At 43.2% G+C, this 8,706-nt stretch carries 12 protein-coding genes; 3 read left to right on the forward strand and 9 right to left on the reverse strand.

What is annotated here, in order from left to right:
* Together ACP45E_RS07720 and ACP45E_RS07725 are read right to left on the reverse strand one after the other, a co-directional pair.
* On the reverse strand, positions 1–241 hold a 241-nt coding region (locus tag ACP45E_RS07720; protein ID WP_198927698.1), incomplete at its 3' end, for a UbiA family prenyltransferase.
* The gene (locus ACP45E_RS07725) at positions 238–780 is read right to left on the reverse strand and encodes a chorismate lyase (RefSeq protein WP_017038498.1); all 543 of its coding nucleotides are present in this window, start codon (positions 778–780) and stop codon (positions 238–240) included. The genes ACP45E_RS07720 and ACP45E_RS07725, both read right to left, overlap by 4 nt.
* A gap of 162 nt (positions 781–942) precedes the next feature.
* Here ACP45E_RS07725 and ACP45E_RS07730 point away from each other — a divergent pair, with 162 nt between their 5' ends.
* Positions 943–1,350: a flagellar basal body-associated protein FliL gene (locus ACP45E_RS07730; RefSeq protein WP_017036868.1), complete on the forward strand. Its 408-nt coding sequence runs from the start codon at positions 943–945 to the stop codon at positions 1,348–1,350.
* Between the two features lie 92 nt (positions 1,351–1,442).
* On the opposite strand, the gene glpG is transcribed toward ACP45E_RS07730, so the two are convergent.
* The 6 genes from glpG to ftsY form a co-directional block, all read right to left on the reverse strand.
* A complete protein-coding gene (gene glpG / locus ACP45E_RS07735; RefSeq protein ID WP_069584861.1) occupies positions 1,443–2,285 on the reverse strand; it encodes a rhomboid family intramembrane serine protease GlpG in 843 nt (280 codons plus the stop codon).
* Between the two features lie 135 nt (positions 2,286–2,420).
* Positions 2,421–2,738, reverse strand: a complete 318-nt coding sequence (glpE, locus tag ACP45E_RS07740) for a thiosulfate sulfurtransferase GlpE (RefSeq protein WP_017036866.1) — start codon at positions 2,736–2,738, stop codon at positions 2,421–2,423.
* Positions 2,739–3,152: 414 nt separating this feature from the next.
* Entirely contained in the window at positions 3,153–4,010 is an 858-nt protein-coding gene (gene rpoH, locus ACP45E_RS07745) for an RNA polymerase sigma factor RpoH (protein WP_017036865.1), read from the reverse strand.
* 167 nt (positions 4,011–4,177) lie between these two features.
* Positions 4,178–5,146, reverse strand: a complete 969-nt coding sequence (ftsX, locus tag ACP45E_RS07750; protein WP_017036864.1) for a permease-like cell division protein FtsX — start codon at positions 5,144–5,146, stop codon at positions 4,178–4,180.
* A complete protein-coding gene (gene ftsE, locus ACP45E_RS07755) occupies positions 5,136–5,810 on the reverse strand; it encodes a cell division ATP-binding protein FtsE (protein WP_017036863.1) in 675 nt (224 codons plus the stop codon). The genes ftsX and ftsE overlap by 11 nt, the downstream gene beginning before the upstream one ends.
* 48 nt (positions 5,811–5,858) lie before the next feature.
* Positions 5,859–7,133: a signal recognition particle-docking protein FtsY gene (gene ftsY / locus ACP45E_RS07760; RefSeq protein ID WP_017036862.1), complete on the reverse strand. Its 1,275-nt coding sequence runs from the start codon at positions 7,131–7,133 to the stop codon at positions 5,859–5,861.
* Positions 7,134–7,333: 200 nt separating this feature from the next.
* Between ftsY and rsmD the strand changes: the two genes are divergently transcribed.
* Positions 7,334–7,933, forward strand: coding sequence for a 16S rRNA (guanine(966)-N(2))-methyltransferase RsmD (rsmD, locus tag ACP45E_RS07765; RefSeq protein WP_017038500.1), 600 nt, complete (start codon positions 7,334–7,336; stop codon positions 7,931–7,933).
* 59 nt (positions 7,934–7,992) lie between these two features.
* Complete coding sequence (locus tag ACP45E_RS07770) at positions 7,993–8,283, forward strand: DUF1145 domain-containing protein (RefSeq protein ID WP_017036860.1); 291 nt, start codon at positions 7,993–7,995, stop codon at positions 8,281–8,283.
* Positions 8,284–8,447: 164 nt separating this feature from the next.
* Here ACP45E_RS07770 and ACP45E_RS07775 read toward each other — a convergent pair.
* A partial coding sequence (locus ACP45E_RS07775; protein WP_277815688.1) for a MarC family protein occupies positions 8,448–8,706 on the reverse strand: 259 nt, incomplete at its 5' end.

Consider the following 8,706-nt stretch of genomic DNA (forward strand, 5'->3'; position numbering starts at 1 on the left):
CGCTCTTCCGATCTACATGACCATCAACATGGCGATCAGCAAAGTCATTGATCACACATCCCGCAGAACGCATGAGCACCACACCTAAAGTAAACACCACAGCCACATCCCAGCGAGGGAGGCCTTCAGCCGCAACAACCAAAGACCATAGCGTTGGCCAAAGCAACAGCAATGAACCTATCGGTCGGTCCATTCGCATTAGCTGCCAGTACGATCTTACTTTAATATTTACCGAACTCATTTGTTGTTCTCTTCAAAATAAACCGGAGAAGATGGTAAAAATAACTCCGCCACCAACATCGGTTTATTGTTCATCCATAATCGAGAGCGCCTAGCTAAAAAACGTCCCTGCTCAGTATCAGCCCACCCGACTTGTAAAGCGTCTCGTTGAACATTATGAGTACTGAATACGGTCAACCCAAGCGGTATTTCACCTTGCTCGGTTAAGTCATATTGTTGCTTAGCAATCGAGGTACTCGGTATCAAGGTTCGGCCAAGAACCCAAGGTACGCCATCCCCTTTTAGGACCACCTTACGCAATAAGCACGGATCTAAAGATAAAAGATCGATTTCTTGCTGATTTAATCGCTCAGCTTTCACTATACGGTTGTGCAATAAGTCTACACTTAAGTCGTCACAATGGCGTTCGAGCAGGCGAGACAATGACCCGAGTTCCAACAACCAATCTCGAGATTGTTGAGACGGAAAGTCAAAACCTGTGGGATCCTGCCAATTTACTTCAAGTAAAGCAGATAGATAGAGCGAAGTTGATAGATTCATACTAGTATTCAATTATTAGCTTTAACATCGTAGAATAAAGCGGCAAAGATTGGTCAAACCAACCGAGAAATGCAAAATGCATTTCATTACATATAGATACTCTATTGTAACAAGACTCTGTTGTTACGAGTATCATCATTATAAGAAAGAAAAGTCATTAATATGCTTAAACGTTACCTAGCCCAAATATTTACTATTTTTACTCTTCTCATTTCGTTACCAAGTTATGCAGAAGAAGAAAAAGCACCGCAGCTGGCTTATTTCACACTCGAGCCGGATCTCACCACTAATTTTTATACCAAAGGTAAAAACCTTGGCTATATCCAAGTGCGCATCGATATTATGGTCGCCAGTGCGGCAGACCTACCGATCGTAGAGCTGCACCAACCTTTGATCCGCGATGCGGTTATTGAGTTACTCGGACAGCAATCTGAAGATACAGTAAAATCGTTAGCCGGAAGAGAAGATTTAAGAAAAGTGCTGGTAGAGAAGCTGAATGCGATTTTACTTCCAGAAACAGGGCGAACCATCATTGCTGATCTCTTATTCACCAAATACCTGTATCAATAGAGACGGTATCAACAAGAGCCGTATCAATAAAAACCATCCCAATAAAAGGCTTACGCGTATAGCGAAAGCCTTTTTACAACTAAACTAAACTCTTACTGCATGTTGCGGAACTTCTTATTACTCGCATCAAGTAACCCCACAAGCACACCGGACAGTAAACCCACTAAGTGCGCCGTGTTGGCAATCGCCATATAAGGCTGAACAAATCCGAGAACGAGCCAAACCAGCATAAAACCGATCAACGGCTTAGGCATACCTAACCCAAGCTGAGGGACTTTTGTCCCGATCACCCATAAATACCCAACCAGAGCATAAACCACACCAGACAGACCGCCAAAGTTTGCTCCCTCGACAAAGTACTGCCCTACGCCAGAAAGCGCGGCCGACACAGCAAAAAGCTGCAACAACTTACGTGACCCTAACCGCTTTTCAATATCCCCACCAAGTTGCCACCACCACAAGACATTAAAAACAATGTGCATGGCTGAAAAATGAAGAATGGCATGAGTGAACCAACGCCAAACCTGGATCTGTTGACTCGGTTCAGCAGGGAAATGCAACAAAGAAAAGAGACGATTTTGTAATCCAAACTGGAGTAGGACAAACACCACCATGCAGACACTCATCCCAATTAAGGTCACAGGACCCGCTTTGGCCTTAATCATGCCAATAAAACTGGGCGTATTGTAAGAGAATACACTGGTGCGAGTTTCTGCCATTGTCCAAGACGCGGCCTGATATTTCTTATCGGTTGGATCACTCAAAAAGTGCTGAAGTTCAGCTTCGACTTCCACCTGATGTTGTTCATCAAGCAACCACAATGCGAATTGGCCTTCCCCTTCCGGCATCATCCGAACTTCTATTTGCCTTGAAGCCAGATAATCAATAAAAGCTTGAGCCGCTCTTGGGTTACTTATTGTCAATAATCGGACCATGGACTACCTACCACTTACTAAAAAATGAATAATCTAACCATTTCACCTATAGAATACTTTGCACTCACACAAGGTTGCCACAAATAATATGGCCATGGCTTTATACAGCCATTGATTCATAATCTGGTGCGGCTTCTATTGTGTCGTCGGTAAACCTGCTCTTCGCCACGCTTCTATTCCACCATCAATGCTATACACATCAGTAAAGCCTTGGTTAACCAAGTACTGAGCAACACCCTGGCTGCTAATGCCGTGGTAGCACATGACCATGATCGGTTGCTCGAACTCAACCTCATTCATAAACTCAACAATCGTATCGTTACTTAAAGAGAATGCTCCAGCCACATGCCCTTGAGCAAATGATTGGCTGTCGCGAGTATCAACAAGAATGGCACTTGATTGCTCTAAATACGCTTGCGCTTGTTCGATATTAATCGTTTGAAATACGTCCAATTTGATACCCTTTTTATCTTAGTTTCATGAAGGGTAATTGTAACCTATCCATAGCCTGATAAGTACCAACAAGCTGTATGGTTATCCACTCGGTACAAATAGGTTCAAGATTGTGCATAAGTCTGTGGATTGCGTTGATAACGTGGTTTTGGATCTTTCGATCCACTATATATAGTATTGATCTTTATTTATATGTGAATAAATAGAAAAGTATCCCCATCAGATTTTTACTCATGAAGCCTTTGTTTACCCCGCTTTCTGACAGGTGTTAAATAATCTTTGCACAGAGTTACCCACAGGCAATGCTTTGCGTGAAGCTCATTTAGGGATCATAGATACAAAAAAGCCGAGATCGTTTGATCTCGGCTTTTTTTAATTCAATAGTCTGACTGGCTGTTCGTTTTATCTAGATAATTAAAACTCACCCACTGCGGCTTTCAGCTTTTTCATCGCATTCTTTTCTAGCTGACGAATTCGCTCGGCAGAAACACTGTACACTTCCGCTAATTCTTGCAATGTGGTTTTGTTGTCGTCTAACCAACGGGAACGCACAATATGCTGACTACGTTCATCTAAAGTCGCCAATGCTAAACCTAGTCGATTATTAGTATGAGCCTCCCAATTGTCGGCTTCAACATTATCCGCTAGGTCTGAGGACTGGTCTTCTAAATAGAGAACAGGCGCAGTATAAGAGTGGCCACTTTCATCATCATCATTTGGCATTTCAAACGTTGAATCTTGTGCAGCCAGGCGGGATTCCATCTCTCGTACTTCTGAAGGCTCAACACCTAGCTCACGAGCAACCGTTTCGACTTCGCCGTTATTAAACCAACCTAAACGCTTTTTCGATTTACGCAAATTGAAAAACAATTTACGTTGTGCTTTGGTCGTTGCAATCTTAACAATACGCCAGTTACGCAGTACGTACTCATGAATCTCAGCTTTAATCCAATGCACGGCAAAAGAGACGAGACGAACACCCACTTCAGGATTAAAACGTTTTACGGCTTTCATCAAGCCAATATTGCCTTCTTGAACAAGATCGGCCATTGGCAAGCCATAACCGGAGTACCCACGAGCAACGTGAACAACAAATCTCAGGTGCGACAATATAAGACCTTTTGCGGCCTCAAGTTCACCTTTGTAGTGTAATCTTTCAGCGAGTTCGCGCTCTTCTTCCGCAGTCAGCATTGGATAGCTGTGTGCTGAACGAATATAACTGTCTAAGCTATCTTGCGATACGACTGCCATCGAATACGTTTTAGTTGTCATTCAATTCCTCATCAATCTCTGATCTGGATTATGGTTTTACCCCAACTGACTTGAACCGAAGATGAACAGCTTTCAAGCAGGGGATAATTATTATGCACAAACGAATAAGTGTTACAAGTCAAAATAGCACACACTTTCATTTCTACCTAGGTTACGACACTTGCCGCCTAAACTGGTTCAATTTCTTTTAAATGACGCTGTGCCGATACTTTTGCTGCAGCGCAACCCAGAATGAGACCGAGTATAATGAGCAATAGAGATTCGTCCCAGCTAAGTCCAATTAATCTAAAGTGGCTATCATACAGCATGGCCAAATCTTCAACGGTACCATTAAGTAAAATGGTAATGAGCGCAGTCAAAATCCACGCGCATAACGCCCCTAATAAGCCAAACCACATCCCCGAATACACATACGGACGTAAAATAAAACTGTTGGTTGCACCAATTAACTTCATCGTTTGAATTTCATCTTTATTAGCCAACACATTGAAACGCAATGTATTGCCAACGATCAGAAAAACCGAAGAAAGCATAAGTAATGACAACGCTATCACAATAACACTGATGAGCGCCTGAATCGCATCCAAACGAACCAGCCAGTCTTCATCAAGTCGAATATCCGTTATTTCTTGTTGGGCTTTAAGGCTACCAACAAGAGCTTTAATGAGATCGTTATCATCCTCACTCGGGGTAATAATCAACACACTTGGCAGCGAATAGTCATCCAATAGGCTTATCGCTTGTTCAAACCCAGCGTACTGGCTAAGATCATCAAGCCCCTGCTGGGAAGAGATGTAATCGACCTTCGCCACATTATCACGACTTTCTATTTCATCTTTTAGCACCATAATCCGAGCTTCGGGTGTCTGCTCAGCAAGGTATGCGCTTATCTGGGAAGGGCTTACCGCCGTATCCGCTACCGCTGCTATGTTTTTGCCTAACAGATACAAACACGAAGGCATCGCCAGTGCCATTGAAATGACCGCCAAGGTGAGCAGGTTACCAAGAGGGCGTACCCACAACTCAGCAAACGAGCGCTTGGCTTGATTTAAATGAGACTGGAAAAAGCCGATGGTTTTAAAGGGGCTTTGGACTCGTTTTTTTGCCGATTTTTTATTGCGAACATTACCGCCCATAGTCTGAGACCTCACTTAAAAAGCCTTGATTCAGCTCTAAATGCCGATATTGAGGTCGAGTATTCACTAAACCGATATCATGAGTCGCCAGCAATATCGTCACACCCGCTCGGTTAAACTCTTCCAATAATCTCAAAACACGATTCGATAATTCAGGATCGAGGTTACCGGTGGGCTCATCGGCCAATAATAAAGTAGGACGATTCACAACAGCACGCGCAATGCCAACACGCTGCTGCTCACCACCAGACAGTTGACTAGGTAAGCAACGGGCTTTATCTAGAAGGTCTGTTTTATCTAATGCTGCACTCACTCGACGTTTAATGTCGTGCTCTGAGATCGATTCAATGCGCATAGGAAGTGCTACGTTATCAAACACACTTCTGTCCATTAGTAGCCGGTGATCTTGGAAAACAATGCCAATATTACGGCGTAAAAAAGGAATATCTTTATTTGGGATACGAGTGATATCGTGACCATTAAAACTGACTTTTCCATCTGTTGGTCGTTCAATCGCACAAATGAGTTTCAGCAAGGTACTTTTTCCCGCACCTGAATGCCCACCCAAAAAGGCCATTTCACCTCTTTTTAGGTGAAAGTCTACTTTCTGTAGAGCTTGACGGCCGCCTCGATACGCTTTGCTAACTTGCTGAAAACTGATCACCTACTCTTCCTCTTACTTTCTGAAGTCCATGACGATAATAAACAACGACTACTCTTCTCGACTAAACAGTGCTTCAACAAATTCTTCGGTTTTAAATGGACGAAGATCATCGATACCTTCGCCAACGCCAATGTAACGAATTGGAATTTGGAACTGATCGGCAATCGCAAAGATAACCCCGCCTTTTGCCGTACCATCTAATTTAGTTAACGTGATGCCTGTGACTGGCGCGACATCGCTAAATAGTTTCGCTTGGCTAATGGCATTTTGACCCGTACCAGCGTCAAGAGTCAGCATAATTTCGTGAGGTGCGGAATCATCGATCTTTTTCATCACACGAACAATTTTACGCAGCTCTTCCATCAAGTTCGCTTTGTTTTGCAAACGGCCAGCCGTGTCAGCGATAACCACATCAACACCACGCGCTTTTGCCGCTTCAATCGCATCATAAATAACAGAAGCACTATCAGCACCCGTATGCTGAGCAATGACAGGGACGTTGTTACGCTCACCCCAAACTTGCAACTGTTCAACCGCGGCGGCACGGAACGTATCCCCAGCAGCCAGCATGACTTTCTTGCCTTCATTTTGGAACTGTTTAGCCAGCTTACCTATCGTCGTTGTTTTACCGACACCATTCACACCGACCATTAATATGACGTAAGGGGTTTTGGTCGTATCGACTTCTAATGGTTTATCCACCGTTGATAAGATCTCTGACATCTCTTCTTTAAGCAGCCCGTAAAGTGCTTCACCGTCTTTTAAATCCTGACGAGAGGCCTTTTCCGTTAAGCTATCAATGATTTTAACCGTCGTTGTCATACCCACATCGGCGATCAAAAGCTGTTCTTCTAACTCTTCGAACAACTCATCATCAATTTGTTTGCCTTTGAATAAACCGAAGAAACCTGCGCCAATATTGGCTTTGGTTCGGCTTAAGCTGCGCTTCAAACGAGCGAAGAAGCTTTCTGTCGGTTTTTCTTGTTCTTCTATTCTTACTTCTTCTGCTTCTGCTTCTGCTTCTGCTTCTGCTAGGACAGGAGGGTCAACCTCGACTGCCAATTCAATATCTTGCACTTCATTTAATGACGTGTCTTGTATCGATGTCTCTTCAGTCTTTTGCTCTACAAGTTCTGCATTTTCTGGTCCTGCTCTATCAGATTCAACAGCAATCTCGGTTTCAGCTGTTATGTCTGCTTCAGCTGGGGACTCTTGTACCGATCTAGTCTCATCTTGCTGTTCTGATTTTGGTGTATCTTTTGTTTGCTCTTCATCACCGAAGCCAAGCCAAGAGAGTAAGCCGCGTTTCTTTTTTTCCGTCATCTGAGGACATCCTAGATCTACTAAACTAACAACAACACTTTTCTGTAGAATTATCCTTACTACAGAAAAGAAAATGACAAAGCAGTGAAAAATCTTTCATTAGATTGATACACTCTGTCATTATAAAATTCAGATTACACCCTAACGATATATTTAGAGTAGCGGTGTATAGTAACACTTAATTAGCGGTCAAAAAATCTATGGTAAGACGTCGTCAGCAAAACACATCACAAAAAAAGCCTTCCGGGGGCTTTGTTCGTATTATCACAGGCCTATGGAGAGGAAGAAAATTACCCGTTCATGACCTGGAAGGGCTAAGACCAACAACAGACAGAGTAAAAGAAACTGTTTTTAATTGGCTTGCTCAAGATGTGCCACAAGCTAAGTGTCTCGATCTCTTCGCAGGATCGGGTGGGCTAGGTTTTGAAGCCGCCTCTCGTCAAGCGGGCTCAGTAACGCTGATTGAACTGAACAATCAGGCATACAAACAGCTGAAAACCAATGCAGAGCTGCTCAAAGCGGATAACATTGAGGTCGTTAACAGCGATAGTTTGGTCTACTTGAAACAAGCGGGAACACCGTTTGACATCGTTTTCATTGATCCGCCGTTCAGAAAAGGGCTATTAGCAGAAGCGATTGTGTTACTTGAACAGAATAACTGGCTCAGTGATGACGCACTCATTTATGTTGAAACAGAAAAAGAGCTGACTTTGGAAGGGATACCCGAGCATTGGCATACCCACAGAGAAAAGACAACAGGACAAGTCAGCTACAGGCTGTTTACTAGACTAGAGCGGTAACCAGTGGTCATGCCAATCAATCGTGAATAAGTCGAAAGAATAATGAAAAGGAGTACGTTATGAATGGGGGAATCATCATCGCCAAGGCGGTTATTGCAATGGTATGGGGAGTGTTGGCATACAATGTCTTTGTGCCCTTTCATTACCCATTAAATTTAGTGCTCCATATCATCATGGGTTTTCTTTTTTTTACTCATATTCTACAAACGGTGATTTTCTCTGCGGCGTTTTCAAAACAACTCAGTTTAAGCTGGGGAGATAGGTTATCAATCCTGGTTTTTGGGGTATGCGCGTTAATCGACATCCGCAATAAACGTATGTTACCTGACAGCCAAAACCCACAGCCTTGATATTGATTAACTTGAATTTTAATGGATTTAGTCCGTTTTTATTGGAAAGACATAAGCCTTCCATGCGCCAACCTAATTCAAGATGAAACACATGCCCAACAAAAAAGCCGCTTCAACTGATGAGCGGCTTTTTATTGTCATAAATTCAATTGATCCAATGAGCGTTATCCGGCGACAGCCATGTAACCTTTGATTCCATTCAAGAACATTTGAGTTGAAATCATAACCAGCAGTAACCCCATCAATCGCTCAATCGCTTTTAGCCCTCGTTCACCAAGGATTCGGTGGAAGAAGCCATAGAACATTAAGATAATGAACGTCGCCCCCCACGCTAGCATAACCGCGGCAGAAAGCTCTAATAGATTATCTGGGTACTGACTGGAAAGTAAAAGTAGTGCAGCAATGACTGAGATCGGAAGAGCG

The organism is Vibrio genomosp. F10 str. 9ZD137, assembly GCF_049974785.1.
Lineage (GTDB): Bacteria > Pseudomonadota > Gammaproteobacteria > Enterobacterales > Vibrionaceae > Vibrio.

Excerpts from the sequence above, each read along its gene's own strand:
- ftsY (WP_017036862.1), bottom strand. The coding sequence starts at position 7,133 with ATGACGGAAAAAAAGAAACGCGGCTTACTCTCTTGGCTTGGCTTCGGT.
- ACP45E_RS07770 (WP_017036860.1), top strand. The coding sequence starts at position 7,993 with ATGAATGGGGGAATCATCATCGCCAAGGCGGTTATTGCAATGGTATGG.
- glpG (WP_069584861.1), bottom strand. The coding sequence starts at position 2,285 with ATGGTCCGATTATTGACAATAAGTAACCCAAGAGCGGCTCAAGCTTTT.
- ftsX (WP_017036864.1), bottom strand. The coding sequence starts at position 5,146 with ATGGGCGGTAATGTTCGCAATAAAAAATCGGCAAAAAAACGAGTCCAA.
- rsmD (WP_017038500.1), top strand. The coding sequence starts at position 7,334 with ATGGTAAGACGTCGTCAGCAAAACACATCACAAAAAAAGCCTTCCGGG.
- ACP45E_RS07730 (WP_017036868.1), top strand. The coding sequence starts at position 943 with ATGCTTAAACGTTACCTAGCCCAAATATTTACTATTTTTACTCTTCTC.
- ACP45E_RS07725 (WP_017038498.1), bottom strand. The coding sequence starts at position 780 with ATGAATCTATCAACTTCGCTCTATCTATCTGCTTTACTTGAAGTAAAT.
- rpoH (WP_017036865.1), bottom strand. The coding sequence starts at position 4,010 with ATGACAACTAAAACGTATTCGATGGCAGTCGTATCGCAAGATAGCTTA.